Genomic DNA, 13800 nt, shown 5'->3' on the forward strand with positions numbered 1-13800 from the left:
CTCACCTCCGAATGACGGAGTTTGCATATTTCCGTCACCGAGCCCGGGAGAGCGCGTGCTGACCGTATGCTACTGACCTTCACCAGTTGCACACAGAAGGAACACGCCGAATGCGCATACGCACCGCCGCACCCCTCGCTCTGGCCGCCGCCACCGCACTGGCCGGCTCGCTCCTCGCCACGGCCCCGGCCTCGGCGGCCTCCCATCAGGGCGGGCTGCACCTCGGCAAGATCCAGTACGACAGCCCCGGCAAGGACACCCGGACGAACACGTCCCTGAACGCCGAGTACGTCGACATCCACAACAACGGCAAGTCCAAGCTGCAGCTGAAGGGCTACAAGCTGAAGGACAACACCGGCTACACCTACACCTTCCCCGGCTTCACCGTCGCCGCCGGGAAGACGGTCCGGGTCCACACCGGCAAGGGCAGGAACACCGGGGCCCACGTGTACTGGAACCGCGGTTCGTACGTCTGGAACAACACCGGCGACAAGGCCCGTCTGATCAAGCCGAGCGGCACCCTCCTGGACTCCTGCTCCTGGGGGAAGGGCACCGGCGTGAAGGTCTGCCACTGACCATCCGAATGGGCCGCCGCGGCCGGGGGGCCGCGGGAGCGGCCAGGGGTGGTCCGGGGTTTCAGGACCCCGGACCACCCGGGCGCGGAGCGGCGACGCCCCGGAGACCATGGAATGCGCCGGAAGTCCTCGGAAGGCCCCGGAGCGGAAGGCCCCGGAGGCCGGCGCCCGGAACCGGCGGTGGAAGCCGCGGGTCGTCGCCGACGGAGCACTGCTCACGGCGCCGATCGGTGAAGGCGGTGCGCCGCTGGTGCCCACAGCCTTCAGGCGCGCCGGGAATGCGCACCCCCGTACCGTGGTTGACCCGCGGCATGAGCACACAGCCGGGCACCGAGATCCTCCGCTACACCGCGTTCTCCGCGGACCCCGCCGGGGGCAACCCGGCCGGGGTCGTCCTGGACGCCTCCGGGCTCGACGACAAGGCGATGCTCGCCGTCGCCGCGGACCTGGGCTACAGCGAGTCGGCGTTCCTCACCGAGCCGGACGGGCACGGCGGCCACACCGTCCGCTACTTCAGCCCGAAGGCCGAAGTGCCCTTCTGCGGCCACGCCACGGTTGCCGCCGCCCTCGCACTCGCCGAGCGGGACGGTCCGGGCGATCTGGTGTTCTCCACCCCCGCCGGTACGGTCCCGGTCACCGTCGTCCGCGAGGGCGACGAGCTCCGCGCCACCCTGACCAGCGTCGAGCCGCACACCACCGACGCCGCACCCGAGGACGTGGCGGAGGCACTGGCCGCCCTGGACTGGCCGGCCGCCGGACTGGACCCCGCACTGCCGCCCCGTATCGCGTACGCGGGCGCCCGCCACCTGGTACTGGCCGCCGCGAGCCGGGAGCGGCTGGCGGACCTGTCGTACGACTTCGCCCGCCTGGAAGCCCTCATGCGGCGACTCGACCTGACGACCGTGCAGTTGGTGTGGCGGGAGTCCGGCACCGTCTTCCACGTCCGCGACCCGTTCCCGGTCGGTGGCGTCGTCGAGGACCCGGCGACGGGCGCGGCGGCGGCCGCGTTCGGCGCGTACGCACGCGAGTCGGGCCTCGTCCCGGACGACGCGGTCCTCACCCTGCACCAGGGCGCCGACATGGGCCGTCCCGGCACCCTCACCGTCGAACTGAGGCCGGGTGACGCGCGGATCAGGGTGAGCGGGACGGGGACCCGCATCGGCTGACGGGGCGGGGCCGGCGGACGCGTCCTCTTCAGCACCACGTCGGCTTCGGCCCCTTCGGGGCCACCGGGTCCTCGGCGCTCCGTCCGTAGGCCCTGATCAGCCCCTCGGCCACGAACTCCTCGCACACGTAACGGAGTTCCGCCGCCTCGCCGAGCGGGACGTCGCCGAGATGCCGCTGGTGGAGATCGACGGCCACCGACTCGCCGTCGTCCGCCTTGCCCCAGCCGAGCGGGCTGCCGTCGGGCGCCGGCCACGCACCGCCGATCGCCCCGCGCCCGAGGCCGAGCGCCCCCATGCCGGTCCCGCCGCTCACGGGCGCTCTCCGCCGCCGGTCCGTCTTCGTCCGCGTGGCGCAGAAGCCACGAGCCGGAGTGCAGAGGAAGTCAAGCGTCCGCTCTCCCCCGCGGGTCCGCGTCAGCTCACGTACACGCCCGCCCTCGCCGCCACCGCCGCCGCCTCGGCCGCGCGGTCGGCGACCGCCTCGTCGAGGGGGTCGCCACTGGCCAGCAGCCGGTAGTACAGGGGCGCCGACACAGCCCTGACCACCTCTCGGGCATCGGTGCCCGCGGGCAGCTCACCGCGTCCGACAGCCGCCTCGACACAGCCGGCCCACTCCTCGACCCGCACCGCGTAGAAGCGGTGCAGGGCCTCGGCCGTCCGGGCGTCGCACGTCGCCGCCGCGACGACGGCGGCGAAGAGGGGACCCTGGCGCGCGTCGGTCAGCGTCCGCAGCACCAGCCGCGCGTTCGCCCGGAGGTCCTCGTCCAGCGACCCCGTGTCCGTACGCGGCACGGACTGTTCGGCCATGTCCGTCAGCAGGTCCGCGACCAGTCCCGCCGTGGTGGACCAGCGCCGGTAGACCGTCGTCTTGCCGACTTCGGCACGGCGGGCGACATCGGCGAGGTCGAGCCGGTCGAAGCCCTGCTCGACCAGCGCGTCGCCGGCCGCACGCAACACGGACTCCCGCACCCGGGCCGTACGCCCACCGGGCCGGACCGTGCCGGGCTCACCATCCCCTGCATCCATAACGGGTCTCCAGTTCCATTAGTCGGTCATCCCCTGTTACGGTGACTCCACCTTATCGGAACCACGGATCCGTTAAGGCTCTTGGGCCTCCAGGAAAGGGCACCCATGTCCACGACCAGCACGGCAACGAGCGCCGCGCCCCACCAGGTTCCGGCCCCGCGCATGACCGGCCGGCAGAAGCTCGTCCTCGTCCTCCTCCTCGGCGCGCAGTTCATGATCGCCGTCGACTTCTCGATCCTCAACGTCGCCCTGCCCGCCGTCGGCGAGGGTCTCGGATTCTCCCTCGCCCATCTCCAGTGGATCGCGACCTCCTTCGCCCTCGCCGCCGCCGGTTTCACCCTGCTGTTCGGCCGCGTCGCCGATCTCGTCGGCCGCAAGCGCCTGTTCACCGGCGGCATGGTCCTCCTCGGCCTCTCCTCCGCGCTCGGCGGGCTGGCCAGCTCCCCCGAGGTCCTGCTCACCGCGCGCGTCCTCCAGGGCCTGGCCACCGCGGCCGTCACCCCGGCCGGACTCGCGCTGCTCACCACGGCGTTCAAGGAGGGGCCGCTGCGCGAGCGCGCCCTCGGTCTCAACGGCGCCCTGATGTCCGCGGGTTTCACGGCGGGGGCGATCCTCGGCGGGCTGCTGACCGATCTGCTCTCCTGGCGCTGGGCCTTCTTCGTCAACGTCCCCGTCGCCGTGCTCGTCGTCGCGCTCGCCCCGTCCGTGATCACCGACTCGCGGCCCGCCGAGCGGCCGAAGCTCGACCTGCCGGGCGCCGCCGCCGTCACCGGTGGCCTGCTGCTGCTCGTCCACGGCTTGACGCAGGCGGGCGAGTCCGGCTGGAGCACACCCACCACGCTCGTCTCGCTGCTCGTCGGCGCCGCGCTCCTCGTGGGGTTCTGGTTCATCGAGAAGCGGGCGGCGGCGCCCCTGGTCCCCGTTCGCGTTCTCGGACGGCGCAGCGTCATCTGGGGCAACGCCACCGGGCTGATCGCCTTCGTCACGGAGACCTCCCTGGTCTTCCTGCTGACGCTCTACCTCCAGGAGGTGCTCGGCTACTCCCCGCTCGCCACCGGACTCGCCTTCGGCGTACTCGGCGTCGGCACCGTGATCGGCGGCATGCTCGGCGGGCGGGCGGTCGGCAGGTTCGGCAACCGGCGCACCATCGTCGTGGGCGGCGTCGTCCAGGCCGCCGCCACCCTCTCCCTCGTCGCCCTCGGCACATCCGGCGACTGGATTAGGCTCCTGCTGGCCGCGACCTTCGTCGGGGGCGTGGGCAACATGCTGATGATCGTCGGCTTCATGGTCACGGCCACCTCCGGGCTCCCCGACGAGGAGCAGGGGATGGCCACCGGCCTGGCCACGATGACGCAGCAGGTCGGCATCACCCTGGGCATCCCGGTCATGAGCGCGATCGTCACGGCCCGGACGGGCACGGACACCGGGCCCGGCGCGGTGCTGTCCGGGATCTCCGCGGCGGTCCTCGTCAACTCGGCCCTCGTGCTGGCCGGAGCCCTGCTCGCCGGGGCGTTCCTCGGCCGGTCCGGCGGCCGGACGTCCGCCGGGTGAGTCGGGTCCGGGGCACGGGGCGACGGCGCGGCAGGATGACCGTCATGGCACAACCGCTGACCGTCCCGAGCCTGACCGCCGGAGCCGATTTCGTCCTGCGCCCCTGGGAGATGAGCGACCTGCCCCTCGTCCGCGAGGCGGCGGAGGACGACTACATCCCGCTGATCACCACGATCCCCTCTCCTTACTCCGACGGGGCGGCCGAGGCCTACGTCAGACGTCAGTGGGGCCGGGCGGCCGCCGGGACCGGGTATCAGTTCGCCATCGCGCGCACCCGGGACCGGCGGCCGGTCGGCTCCATCGGGCTGCGGCTCACGGATGCGGCCGAGGGCAGGGCGACGCTCGACTACTGGATGGCGGGCCCGGACCGCGGCCAGGGCGTCGCGACAGCGGCACTGCGCACGGTCACCCGCTGGGCCCTGCACGACCTGCGCATTCCCCGCCTCCAGGTCCTCGTCGAGCCCTGGAACACCGCCTCGGCACGGACGGCCGAGCGTGCCGGCTACCGGCGCGAGGGCCTGCTGCGCGGCTGGCGGGAGATCGGGGGCCGGCGCCGGGACATGCTGATCTACGCACAGTTGAACGCGGACCGTCAGCAGGATGGCCGGGGCCCGACGAACAGCTGAACACGAGACGTTACGATCGCGGGCACCGCGGTGGTACCGCGGTGCCCGCAGCCACCGGAACCCGCAGGAGCCGACCCTTGTCCGAACCACGCATCGGCGTATCCATCGTGACCATGGGAGACCGGCCGCAGCAGGTCGAGGCTCTGCTGGCGTCGGTGGCCATGCAGGACGTACGGCCCGCCCGCGTGATCGTCGTGGGCAACGGGTCGCCGCTCCCCGACTACGGCGCCTTCCCCGGCCTGGCGGACCTCTCCGGCGGTGTGACCATGCTCGAACTCGACGTGAACCTCGGCTGCCCCGGCGGCCGCAACGAGGCCCTGGACGCGCTCGCGGGATTCGGCGACGTGGACGTGGTGATCGAACTGGACGACGACGGACTCCTCGTGGACAAGGACGTGTTCCGCCGGGTCCGGGAGCTGTACGCCGCCGACCCGCACCTCGGCATCGTCGGCTTCCGCATCGCCGACGAACACGGGGAGACCCAGCGCCGACACGTCCCGCGTCTCCGCGCCCAGGACCCGATGCGCCCCGGCCCGGTCACCGCGTTCCTCGGTGGCGGTCACGCGCTTTCCATGCGGATGCTCGCCGAAACCGGCCCCTGGCCCGCCGAGTTCTTCTTCACGCACGAGGAGACGGACCTGTCCTGGCGGGCACTCGACGCGGGCTGGACGATCCTCTACGAGCCCGGCCTGCTGCTCCAGCACCCCAAGACGTCCCCGGCCCGTCACGCGGTCTACTACCGCATGACGGCCCGTAACCGCGTCTGGCTGGCGCGCCGCAACCTGCCCCTCCCCCTGATTCCCGCCTACCTCGGCACCTGGATCCTGCTCACCCTCGCCCGCACCCGCTCGGCCTCCGGCCTGCGCGCGTGGGCGGCCGGCTTCTCCGAGGGGGTGCGCACGGAGTGCGGGGAGCGCAAACCGATGCGCTGGCGCACGGTGTGGCGGATGACTCGGCTGGGCCGCCCGCCGGTCATCTGACCGTGCCGCGGAGTGCTCGGTCTGCGCCGCGCGCCGGAGATGGGGCCATTACAGGTCAACTCACCCTGCCGCAGCGGAGCTCATCGGGTCCGGAGGCGCCAGATCAGCTTCTCCCCTTGTGCCGAGGCCCGTGGGTCTGAGGTCATGACAGTCGTCCCCTCGGTTCAGCGGAAGTCACAGCCGTTGTGGGCGCCGCAGGTCCTGCACTGAGGCCAGGATGGCCGATGAAATCGCGAAAGGTGGCGTTCTGCGCGATATGCGCCCGCCCTGCGACGGCACCGCCCCGTGTTCGGGAGGGCTGGGCACGACCACTCATGGCGCTGATGTCCACCGGAACCGCCCGGTCAGGCGTTTCGCCGTCGGCGTGATCGGTTGCCCGGCACCCGTGGCGGGGGAGACGTGCGGTCATGACCCTTTCCGTCGCACATCTCAGCGATCCGCACATGACGACCGGCGTGCTCGCCGGCGCACCGGCAGCAGGTCTGAGCCGTGCGCTCGGCCGGGTCCTCGCGCTCGCCCCGCAGCCGGACTGCGTCGTCGTCACCGGCGACCTGGTCGACCGGGGGCGTCCGGACGAATACGAAGCGCTGCGTGAGGTGATCGGCCGCTTCCCGCTTCCGGTGTATCTGGCGGCCGGCAACCACGACGACCCCGCGTCGCTGCTGGACGCGTTCGGCGGCACGGACTTCATGGGCGGTGCGCGCCAGGCGCACTATGCCGTGGACCATCCGGCATTCACCGTGGTCGTCCTGGACTCGACCGTACCCGGCTCCGCCTGCGGCCGTCTCGGGTCCTCCCAACTGGCCTGGCTCGACGGGCTTCTCGGCCGCAGGCCCGGTGTGCCCGCGATCGTGTGCCTGCACCATCCGCCGATGCCGGTCGGCATTCCCTTCCTGGACGACATGCGTCTCGAGGACGGAGACGCGCTGGCCGAGGTGGTCTCCCGTCACTCCGGCGTGGCCCGTGTCCTGGCAGGCCACGTACACCGCCCCGTCATCGCCGCTTACGCGGGCAGCACACTCGCCGTTGCTCCCAGCACCCACCTCCAGAGCGGCCTGGCCCTGCGTGAGGACGTTCCCCACTACCTTCCGGAGCCGACGTCCTTCCTCCTCCACCTCCTCGTCGGCGCCTCGTGGGTCACTCACACCGTCCCGGTCAGCCATGCCGCCGCACCGATCGCGGGATTCTAGGACCGCTCCGGCGGAACCTGCCGGACGGACCGGCGTGAAGCGAAGCCGATCACCGTCGAGGGGATGGTCGCCGAGACCCGTCGGCGGCGGCGGAGCGCTCGCGATCCATCCGGCCGGGGCCCTCCCCGGCGGACTTTGGAAGCATCCGCGTTCGAGCGCACAGCCGGTTCCGGTCGGCATCCACGGGCTCAGAACTGTGCCGTAACGTCATGCGTTTCACTGGAATCGCCGAGACTAACGCTCTTTGACTGTTCATCAACCGGCACACCGACGGATACCGAAGGGCGAGGTGACGAGAGATCGCGACCCGAATGCGGAACGGGCCGGAATTCTCCGGTTCCGCTACGACTCACGTCATGGAAATTCGTCGACTTCGGCAGTTCCGCTGCGACGACGCCAATGCCGTCCACCACTCAGGAGAAACCCGGCCCGGCCTGATCCGGTCATGGCGTGGGCACACTCCCGCCGGTCGCAGGCGTTCGAGCACCGGTAAGGGCCTCCGACGCAGGTCGGAGGCCCTTCCGAGGCAAAACCGCTGGTGGCGGCAGACGAGTCGGGCTGTACGCCGGGTTCTGTCGCCCGGTCGCCTCGCGGCGGCCGGGGAGACGGCCATCCATCTAGGACCGGCATTGCTGCCGGTCTCGTGCGGTCTACCCGCGAACTCGGGCGGGCAGCCCTCGGACGTTCGCGCAGGAGCACCGGGGTGCTCCCTCTTGACCTTGCTCCGGGTGGGGTTTACCTAGCCGCCTGAGTCGCCTCAGGCGCTGGTGGTCTCTTACACCACCGTTTCACCCTTACCGGGGACCGAGGTCCCCGGCGGTCTGTTTTCTGTGGCACTGTCCCGCGGGTCACCCCGGGTGGCCGTTAGCCATCACCCTGCCCTGTGGAGCCCGGACGTTCCTCGGGAGGATCCGGGGATCCTCACGCGGCCGTCCGCCCGGCTCGTCTGCCGTGATGACCATGCTACCCGGCGGGGCCGGGGGTGAAGGCCGCGATCCCCGCTTCCCAGGCCGCCGAGAGGTCGGCGCCCGGGGGGAAGCGGCCGTTGAGCTCCAGGACGACCATCCCGTGGGCGAAGGCCCAGGCCGCCCGGGCCCGGTCCTCGTCGCCCCCGGCGGCACGGAACAGCGGGGCGGCTGCGGCGTCCGCCGCTTCCACGGCGGGGAGGGCGCGGCCCATGGTGAGGAGGTAGAGGTGCGGATGGGCCAGGGCGTAGGTGCGGTACGCGGTGGCGAGTGCGGAGAAGGATCCCGGGGCCGCCCGCTCGGCGGCCTCCAGGACCCCGGCGGTCTCCCGGAGCATCTCGGCTGCCAGTGCCGCCACCACGGAGGACTTGTCGGGGAAGTGCTTGTACAGGGACGGCGCCTTGACGCCCACCCGGTCGGCCAGCCGGCGCATGGTGAGCGCCTCGGGCCCCTCCGCCTCCAGCAGGGCGCGCGCGGCGGCGATGATCTGCCGGGGCCGGCCGGCCGTGGGGGCGATGGCGAGGTCAGTCACGCGTACGACCTTCCCTGGTACGGAGTCGGTACGCAGTCCGTAGCCGAGGACGTGATCGTACGAGATGCGGACAAGCCGGTCGCCGGAGCCTTGCCGCCGCAGGGGTCGTCCCGGGCTCCGGGAGGGCTCCGGGGAAGGTGGCCCGTACCCTTGCCGGAGGGCTCCCTCGTGCGCGGGGCCCTGTTCCGCGTAGATCAGGAGAACGCCCGTGCTCGTGCTGTTGCCGCCCTCCGAAGGTAAGGCCGCCTCGGGGCGCGGGGCACCGCTGAAGCCGGAGTCACTGTCCCTGCCGGGTCTCGCGGACGCCCGGGCCGCGGTCCTCGACGAGCTGGTCGAGCTGTGTGTGGCGGACGAGGAGAAGGCCCGCGGGGTGCTCGGCCTGAGCGAGGGGCTGCGCGGCGAGATCGCGAAGAACGCGGAGCTGCGCACGGCCGGAACCCGGCCCGCCGGGGAGATCTACACCGGCGTGCTGTACGACGCCCTGGACCTGGCCACCCTGGACGCGGCGGCCAGGCGACGGGCCGGGAAGTCGCTGCTGGTCTTCTCCGGGCTGTGGGGCGCCGTGCGGGTGGGCGACCGGATTCCCTCGTACCGCTGCTCGATGGGGGTGAAGCTGCCGGGTCTGGGTGCGCTCAACGCTCACTGGCGCGCCCCGATGGCGTCGGTCATGCCCGAGGAGGCCGGGGAAGGGCTGGTCCTGGATCTGCGCTCGTCGGCGTACACCGGGGCGTGGAAGCCCTCGCGTGAGGTCGCGGAGCGCACGGCGAGTGTGCGGGTGCTCCAGTCCCGGATGGTGAACGGGGTCGAGAAGCGGTCCGTGGTCAGCCACTTCAACAAGGCCACCAAGGGCCGCATGGTGCGCGATCTGCTGCTGGCCGGGGCACGCCCGAAGGGGCCGGCGGAGCTGGTGGAGGTGCTGCGCGACCTCGGTCACGTGGTGGAGGCGCAGGCTCCCGGGCGGGCCGGGCGGCCGTGGGCGCTCGACGTGGTGGTCACCGAGATCCACTGAGCCGTTGCGTCCTGCGCAACGCTCGTTGCGCATTATGCGGTCCGCGCGGCAGGATGACTCCATGACCTCCTCCGCGCCCGCCGCCGTGTCCACCTCCGTGCTGGACCTCGCCCCCGTCGTCCCCGTCGTCGTGCTGGAGGACGCGGCCGACGCGGTGCCGCTGGCCCGTGCGCTCGTCGCAGGTGGGCTTCCCGCGATCGAGGTCACGCTGCGGACGGCCGCCGCACTCGACGCGATACGGGCGATCGCCGCGGAGGTACCCGACGCCGTGGTCGGCGCGGGCACGGTGATCTCCCCGGCGCACGTGACCGAGACCGTCGCGGCCGGAGCCCGCTTCCTGGTCAGCCCCGGCTGGACGGACACACTGCTGGACGCGATGAAGGCGTCGGGGGTCCCGTTCCTTCCGGGCGTCTCGACGACCTCCGAAGTGGTAGCGCTGCTGGAGCGCGGAATCACGGAGATGAAGTTCTTCCCGGCCGAGGCCGCTGGCGGCACCGCCTATCTGAAGGCGCTGTCCTCGCCGCTTCCCCAGGCCCGGTTCTGCCCGACGGGCGGCATCTCGCTCGCGTCGGCGCCGTCCTATCTGGCGCTTTCGAACGTCGGCTGTGTGGGCGGCAGTTGGATGGTCCCCGGTGACGCCGTGGCGGCGAAGGACTGGGCGCGGGTGGAGCGGCTGGCCGCCGAGGCGTCGGCGCTGGGCCGCAGCTGAGCGCCACGAGCGCGCGGCGGGCGCCCCGGCGGCGCTACCTCAGGTGCGAGGTGTCGTTGAGGAGCCTCAGCGAGGGGTTCCCGTCCGCGTAGTACGCCACCGTCGAGACGGAGGCGGGCGAGAGCTCCATACGGAACAGGGACTCCGGCGGGGCACCCAGCGCGAGCCGGACCAGTGTCTTGATCGGCGTGACGTGCGTGACCAGCAGCACCGTGCGGCCCGCGTACCGGGCGATCAGCCGGTCGCGCGTCGCCGAGACCCGCTCCGCCACCTCGGCGAAGCTCTCGCCACCGCCGGTGGGGGCGGCGTCGGGGGACGCCAGCCAGGTGGTGAGGTCCGGGCCGTGGCGTTCGCGTACCTCGGCGAAGGTGAGCCCCTCCCAGGCGCCGAAGTCCGTCTCGCGCAGGCCGTCCTCGATGCGGACCTCCAGGCCCAGCCGGAGCGCGACGGCCTCCGCCGTCTGGCGGCAGCGGCGCAGTGGGGAGCTCACGATGTCCTGGACCGCGCCGCGGGCGGCGAACGCCTCGGCCGCGCAGGCGGCCTGGTGCCGGCCGGTCTCCGAGAGCTCGGGGTCGCTGCCGCCACTCCCCGAGAAGCGCTTCTCGGGGGTGAGGGCCGTCTCGCCGTGACGGAGCAGGACGAAGGTCGCGGGCGTACCGAGGTCGGGCGCGCTCCCCCAGCCCACCTGCGGAGATGCCGTGGTGTCCGCCTGGGTGTCCGGGACTGCCCGCGCCGGGCGGGCGGCGGCCATCGCGGCGCGGACCTTCGCCGCACCCGCGGCTGCGTCGCCGGGCGGCCCGGACGGGGGCAGTTGCTCCGCCAGGGCGGGGGGACGCGTCGTCTCCAGGTCGGCCGACGAGGTCTCCGGGGTCCACTGCTCACCCCGCCTGCCCGCGTCCATCGCCTCGTTGGCGAGCCGGTCGGCGTGCTTGTTCTGCTCGCGCGGAATCCACTCGTACGTGACGCAGGACGCGGGGAGCAGACTCGCGGCCTCCGCGGCGAGCGGCTTCATGTCGGGGTGCTTGATCTTCCAGCGCCCCGACATCTGCTCGACCACCAGCTTGGAGTCCATCCGCACACGCACCTGTACGGGCGTGTCCGGGAACAGCTCCTTCACCGCCTTCAGGCCGGCGATCAGGCCCCTGTACTCCGCGACGTTGTTCGTGGCGACGCCGATGTACTCCGCCGCCTCGGCGAGCGTCGCGTCATCGGCCGCGTCGAGGACGACCGCGCCGTATCCGGCGGGCCCCGGGTTGCCCCGGGACCCGCCGTCGGCCTCGACGACCAGCTTGCGGGGGACGGACACTACAGGCCGGAGTCCGCGGTGCGGACCAGGATGCGGTGGCAGTTCTCGCAGCGCAGCACGGTGTCGGGGGACGCCGCCTTCACGTCGTTGACCTCGGTGATGTTCAGCTCCAGACGGCAACCCTCGCAGCGTCGCTGGTAGAGCCGTGCCGCACCGACGCCGCCCTGCTGGGCGCGCAGCTTGTCGTACAGCTTGAGCAGGTCGGCGGGGACAGCACCCGCGACGACCTCCCGGTCCTTGGCCACGGTGGCGGCCTCGGCGTCGAGCTCCCGGCTGGCGGCGTCCCGGCGGGCGGTCGCGTCATCGGCCTTGGCCTGCACCGCGCCGACGCGCTCGGTCAGTTCGGCGACGCGCTCCTGGGCGGACTCGCGCCGCTCCATGATCTCGAGGACGACGTCCTCGAGATCACCCTGGCGCTTGGCCAGCGAGGTGATCTCGCGCTGCAGGCTCTCCAGGTCCTTCGGGGAGGAGACCGCGCCGGAGTCGAGCCGCTGCTGGTCGCGGACGGCGCGCTGGCGCACCTGGTCGACGTCCTGCTCCGCCTTGCTCTGCTCGCGGGTGGTGTCGCTCTCCTCGGTCTGCGAGGCGACCAGCAGGTCGCGCAGCTGCGCGAGATCGCTGTTGAGCGAGTCGAGCTCGGCGTGCTCGGGCAGCGACGTGCGCTTGTGGGAGAGCTGCGACAGGCGTACGTCGAGTGCCTGGACTTCGAGGAGTCGGATCTGGTCGGCGGGCGCGGCGTTCAGTTGGGGGCTCCAGAAGAGTGGTGGGTGGTCCAGGGGTCGGTGACCTGCTTCGAGACGTGGACCCGCAGGTCCCATCCGTGGCGGTCGGAAAGTGCGTCGAGCTGCGCGGCGGCCTGCTCGCACCAGGGCCATTCGGTGGCCCAGTGTGCGGCATCGACGAGACCGAGCGGCGAGTGCTGCACGGCCTCGGAGGCCGGGTGGTGACGCAGGTCCGCGGTGAGGAAGGCGTCCACACCGGCGGCGCGTACCGCGTCGAAGAGGCTGTCCCCGGAGCCGCCGCTGACCGCGACCCGGCGGACGACCGCGTCCGGGTCGCCGGCCAGCCGGACGCCCTGTGCGGTGGCGGGCAGCCGGGCGGCGGCGCGGGCGGCGAAGTCGCGGAGGGTCAGAGGGCTGTCGAGCTCGCAGACCCGGCCGAGCCCGCGGCGGCCGGCGGAGTCGGTGGGATCGGGCACGAGGGGGCCGGTGACCCGCAGGTCCAGGGCGCCGGCGAGGGCGTCGGAGACTCCGGGGTCGGCGGAGTCGGCGTTGGTGTGCGCGACGTGCAGGGCGATGTCGTGCTTGATCAGCCCGTGCACGACCCGGCCCTTGAAGGTGGAGGCCGCGACCGTCGTCGTACCCCGCAGATAGAGGGGGTGGTGGGTGACGATCAGCTGGGCGCCGAGGGAGCGTGCCTCGTCGGCGATCTGCTGGACGGGGTCGACGGCGAAGAGGACCCGGTCGACCACTGCTTCCGGATCGCCGCAGACCGTACCGACGGCGTCCCATCCCTCGGCCCGCTCGGGGGGCCAGAGGGCGTCGAGTTCGGCGATGACTTCAGACAGACGGGGCACGGGGGAAAGGCTACCTGGCCGCCGTACCCCGCCGCCCCTGACCGCCCGGGCCCGTGGAGCAGGACCGGCGGCCGGTACGAATCGTTACGTGGCGCGGGCGGCGCGGAGCCCCTCAGAGGGCCGCGTTCCCGTGGGCGGCGCCGAAACCCCGGGGTGAGCGGAGACGGCAGCACAGTCGCTCCCGCCTCCGCAGGCGAATCAGGACATCGGCATCCTTATGTGTGAAGTGGCATGGCTCATGTTGTCCGGCAGGGTGTCCGAAACCTAGCTTCTGTTGCCGGAGGTGACCGGACCATGACTGCCTGTGCCATCGAGAACAAGACCGCCGGAGCCGCAGGGGCTGCCGCGACGGCCGAGCCCGCGCCCGGCCCGGCGGAACCGGACGGGCCGGCCGAGCCCGTGAAACCCCGCGCCGCGGGCGCTTCGGACGAGGGCGCGGATCCGGTCAGAGCGGGCGCACCCGACCGGGACGGCGGACAGCGCGACGCGGGGGTGCGGGCCGATCCGGACGATCCCGGTGCGGCCCGGGCGGCCCTCGCCCCCCGCGGACAGGTCGTCTCCGAGCCGTCGCCCGGCGGATCCGCGAGGC

General features: G+C 72.6%; 13 protein-coding genes, 1 other RNA gene and 1 pseudogene. 8 read left to right on the forward strand and 7 right to left on the reverse strand.

Features of this window, described 5'->3' with window-relative positions; all coding sequences use genetic code 11:
- The first annotated feature begins 110 nt into the window (after positions 1-110).
- Both ABZ441_RS02115 and ABZ441_RS02120 read left to right on the forward strand, forming a co-directional pair.
- On the forward strand, positions 111-575 hold the full coding sequence (locus ABZ441_RS02115) for a lamin tail domain-containing protein (RefSeq protein ID WP_358967030.1): 465 nt from the start codon (positions 111-113) through the stop codon (positions 573-575).
- A 311-nt stretch (positions 576-886) separates the two neighbouring features.
- Positions 887-1741 carry a PhzF family phenazine biosynthesis isomerase gene (locus ABZ441_RS02120; RefSeq protein WP_358967033.1) on the forward strand — a complete coding sequence of 285 codons (855 nt, stop codon included), beginning with the start codon at positions 887-889 and terminating at the stop codon, positions 1739-1741.
- Between the two features lie 64 nt (positions 1742-1805).
- Here the strand turns inward: ABZ441_RS02120 and ABZ441_RS02125 are convergent.
- Positions 1806-2036, reverse strand: a pseudogene (locus ABZ441_RS02125) (hypothetical protein); the annotation flags it as partial.
- 119 nt (positions 2037-2155) lie between these two features.
- The gene (locus ABZ441_RS02130) at positions 2156-2767 is read right to left on the reverse strand and encodes a TetR/AcrR family transcriptional regulator (protein ID WP_358967035.1); all 612 of its coding nucleotides are present in this window, start codon (positions 2765-2767) and stop codon (positions 2156-2158) included.
- Between the two features lie 105 nt (positions 2768-2872).
- Between ABZ441_RS02130 and ABZ441_RS02135 the strand changes: the two genes are divergently transcribed.
- The 4 genes from ABZ441_RS02135 (at position 2873) to ABZ441_RS02150 (ending at position 7114) form a co-directional block, all read left to right on the forward strand.
- Positions 2873-4318, forward strand: a complete 1446-nt coding sequence (locus tag ABZ441_RS02135) for an MFS transporter (protein WP_358967038.1) — start codon at positions 2873-2875, stop codon at positions 4316-4318.
- A gap of 44 nt (positions 4319-4362) precedes the next feature.
- Positions 4363-4944, forward strand: a complete 582-nt coding sequence (locus ABZ441_RS02140) for a GNAT family N-acetyltransferase (RefSeq protein WP_358967041.1) — start codon at positions 4363-4365, stop codon at positions 4942-4944.
- Between the two features lie 77 nt (positions 4945-5021).
- A complete protein-coding gene (locus tag ABZ441_RS02145; RefSeq protein WP_358967043.1) occupies positions 5022-5924 on the forward strand; it encodes a glycosyltransferase in 903 nt (300 codons plus the stop codon).
- 407 nt (positions 5925-6331) lie between these two features.
- A complete protein-coding gene (locus ABZ441_RS02150; protein WP_358967045.1) occupies positions 6332-7114 on the forward strand; it encodes a phosphodiesterase in 783 nt (260 codons plus the stop codon).
- A gap of 545 nt (positions 7115-7659) precedes the next feature.
- Here ABZ441_RS02150 and rnpB read toward each other — a convergent pair.
- Both rnpB and ABZ441_RS02160 read right to left on the reverse strand, forming a co-directional pair.
- Positions 7660-8059: RNase P RNA component class A (rnpB, locus tag ABZ441_RS02155), an RNA gene on the reverse strand.
- Between the two features lie 18 nt (positions 8060-8077).
- Positions 8078-8611, reverse strand: a complete 534-nt coding sequence (locus tag ABZ441_RS02160; RefSeq protein WP_205019855.1) for a TetR-like C-terminal domain-containing protein — start codon at positions 8609-8611, stop codon at positions 8078-8080.
- Between the two features lie 208 nt (positions 8612-8819).
- Between ABZ441_RS02160 and yaaA the strand changes: the two genes are divergently transcribed.
- Both yaaA and eda read left to right on the forward strand, forming a co-directional pair.
- Entirely contained in the window at positions 8820-9620 is an 801-nt protein-coding gene (gene yaaA / locus ABZ441_RS02165) for a peroxide stress protein YaaA (RefSeq protein ID WP_358967050.1), read from the forward strand.
- A 61-nt stretch (positions 9621-9681) separates the two neighbouring features.
- Entirely contained in the window at positions 9682-10329 is a 648-nt protein-coding gene (gene eda, locus ABZ441_RS02170; protein ID WP_358967053.1) for a bifunctional 4-hydroxy-2-oxoglutarate aldolase/2-dehydro-3-deoxy-phosphogluconate aldolase, read from the forward strand.
- Between the two features lie 34 nt (positions 10330-10363).
- Here the strand turns inward: eda and ABZ441_RS02175 are convergent, their stop codons facing one another.
- The 3 genes from ABZ441_RS02175 to ABZ441_RS02185 are packed head-to-tail and all read right to left on the reverse strand — an operon-like array spanning position 10364 to position 13211.
- On the reverse strand, positions 10364-11635 hold the full coding sequence (locus tag ABZ441_RS02175; RefSeq protein WP_358967056.1) for a bifunctional RNase H/acid phosphatase: 1272 nt from the start codon (positions 11633-11635) through the stop codon (positions 10364-10366).
- Complete coding sequence (locus ABZ441_RS02180; protein WP_358967527.1) at positions 11635-12378, reverse strand: C4-type zinc ribbon domain-containing protein; 744 nt, start codon at positions 12376-12378, stop codon at positions 11635-11637. The genes ABZ441_RS02175 and ABZ441_RS02180 overlap by 1 nt, the downstream gene beginning before the upstream one ends.
- Positions 12375-13211, reverse strand: a complete 837-nt coding sequence (locus ABZ441_RS02185; RefSeq protein WP_358967059.1) for a Nif3-like dinuclear metal center hexameric protein — start codon at positions 13209-13211, stop codon at positions 12375-12377. Before ABZ441_RS02185 ends, ABZ441_RS02180 begins: the two co-directional genes overlap by 4 nt.
- Between the last annotated feature and the right edge of the window lie 589 nt (positions 13212-13800).

The sequence above is a fragment of the Streptomyces sp. NPDC005752 genome (genome assembly GCF_040630715.1).
GTDB lineage: Bacteria > Actinomycetota > Actinomycetes > Streptomycetales > Streptomycetaceae > Streptomyces.

Excerpts from the sequence above, each read along its gene's own strand:
- ABZ441_RS02115 (WP_358967030.1), top strand. The coding sequence starts at position 111 with ATGCGCATACGCACCGCCGCACCCCTCGCTCTGGCCGCCGCCACCGCA.
- ABZ441_RS02120 (WP_358967033.1), top strand. The coding sequence starts at position 887 with ATGAGCACACAGCCGGGCACCGAGATCCTCCGCTACACCGCGTTCTCC.
- ABZ441_RS02130 (WP_358967035.1), bottom strand. The coding sequence starts at position 2,767 with ATGGATGCAGGGGATGGTGAGCCCGGCACGGTCCGGCCCGGTGGGCGT.
- ABZ441_RS02135 (WP_358967038.1), top strand. The coding sequence starts at position 2,873 with ATGTCCACGACCAGCACGGCAACGAGCGCCGCGCCCCACCAGGTTCCG.
- ABZ441_RS02140 (WP_358967041.1), top strand. The coding sequence starts at position 4,363 with ATGGCACAACCGCTGACCGTCCCGAGCCTGACCGCCGGAGCCGATTTC.
- ABZ441_RS02150 (WP_358967045.1), top strand. The coding sequence starts at position 6,332 with ATGACCCTTTCCGTCGCACATCTCAGCGATCCGCACATGACGACCGGC.
- eda (WP_358967053.1), top strand. The coding sequence starts at position 9,682 with ATGACCTCCTCCGCGCCCGCCGCCGTGTCCACCTCCGTGCTGGACCTC.